The sequence below is a fragment of the Nonomuraea sp. NPDC003201 genome, assembly GCF_053590415.1.
In genome coordinates, this window is record NZ_JBSFTC010000722.1 from 1 (window position 1) to 1,575 (window position 1,575).

Below are 1,575 nucleotides of genomic sequence, written 5' to 3' on the forward strand. Positions count from 1 at the left end.
AGGGGCTGTCCCTAGTACGAGAGGACCGGGATGCCGCACCGTCCGGGCCGCCCCGCCCTCCCCTTCCCGCCGCGTGTACGAGATCCGCAACCGTACGGGCCCCGGAGTGCAGGTGCACCGCGTCGGCGCCGAACTCGCGCACGATCCGCCGCAGCCGCGCCACCTGGACGACGTCGCCGAGCCCGGGCGCGCGGCCGGCCGTCCAGTCCAGCCGGGGCACCCCCAGCCGGTCCAGCTCGCCGGCCAGCGGGCCGGCCAGGACATCAGGCGGGGGGCAGGCGACCGCGACGCGCCAGCCCCGCCGCGCCTGGTCGGCGGCGGCCATGGCCACGTACGCCCCCACGCCGCCGTCCACCGGCTGCGTGACGTGCAGGACTCTCGGCCTCATCGCCATGCCGAGACCTTCGCCGCCAGGCGCGGGCAGCGCCTCTTCAGCAACTCCTTGCCCGCCTTGCTCACGCCCGCCAGCGCGGCGTAGGCGGCCGCGCGGGAGCCGCGCCCGAGCATCACCCGCCGGTTGACCACCGCTTCGGCCTCCCACCTGGCCTTGTGCGGCTCGGCGCCGCGCAGCATGCTGAGCACGGGCTTGCCCAGCCGGTGCGTCAGCTCCAGGTTGGTACGCAGCAGCATCGTGACCAGGTCCACCCGGGCCCGCAGGTCCGGGTGGACCCCGTACAGGTAGCCGCCCACGAAGTCCTTGCCGATCACCGCGAGGTCGCAGGCCAGCAGCCGCCCGTCCACCCGGTACTCCCACAGCGCCCCGTGGTTCTCCGCCACCAGCGCCTGCGCGGCTCCGGCCAGGTGGTCCAGGAAGCGCGGCTGCGTGTGCTGGGCGTTGATCCCCCGGCTCTTCCACTGCATGGTGTGCAACCGCAGCAGCTCGGCCGTCGACGCTCTGACCCGGTCCGCCTCGACCGTCGTCACCGACACGTTCAGGGCGTCGAGCTTGCGCAGCGCGGCCCGCACATGCTGGGCCCGGCGGCTCTGGAGCCCGGCGAGGACCTGCTCGATGGGCTGTCCGGGCAGCTGGAGGCAGGTGGAGGCGGGCAGGGTCCAGGCCCTGCCGTCCCAGATCTCCGCCAGGCGGCGGATCGCCGAGCCGGGCCGCGCCTCGGGCAGGTCGATGACGTCCCAGCCCGGCTGGGCCAGCAGCCCGGCGCGCAGCTCGCGCAGGCCCGCGTCGCCCTCGGAGTCGTCCACCACGATGTCCGTGAAGTCGGACTGCGCTCCCCCGACGGGCGTCAGCACCCGGCAGCCGAGCCGGTGCTCCAGCCTGAGCGGCGCGGCCGCGACGAGGCGTCCGTCCCGGTGCGCCAGGAACACCCGCAGCCGCCCCGGGGTCCCGTAGACCCGCCACCAGGAGCTGAGCCAGCCGTACGACTGGAACGGCGTGGCGACCGAGCTGCGCGCGTACAGATCCGCCCATTCCGCCGACAGCGCCGCCAGTTCCGCGCTCCCCCTGACGACCCGCAGCGTGAGCCCCGCGCGCGAGGTCCCCTGCCGGGCGGCCCTCACGCCGGCGCTCCGGTCAGCGCCGCCGGCTCCGGCCGCGCCTGAGGACGGGCCTGCGGCGCG

At 75.8% G+C, this 1,575-nt stretch carries 2 protein-coding genes; both read right to left on the reverse strand.

Going from position 1 to position 1,575, the window contains the following annotated elements; translation table 11 throughout:
* Positions 1-394, reverse strand: a 394-nt coding sequence (locus tag ACWDX9_RS63120; protein WP_449973418.1) for a glycosyltransferase family 4 protein, incomplete at its 3' end; no start/stop codon positions are given.
* The coding region (locus ACWDX9_RS63125) for a GNAT family N-acetyltransferase (RefSeq protein ID WP_449973419.1) at positions 385-1,575 on the reverse strand (1,191 nt) is incomplete at its 5' end. The genes ACWDX9_RS63125 and ACWDX9_RS63120, both read right to left, overlap by 10 nt.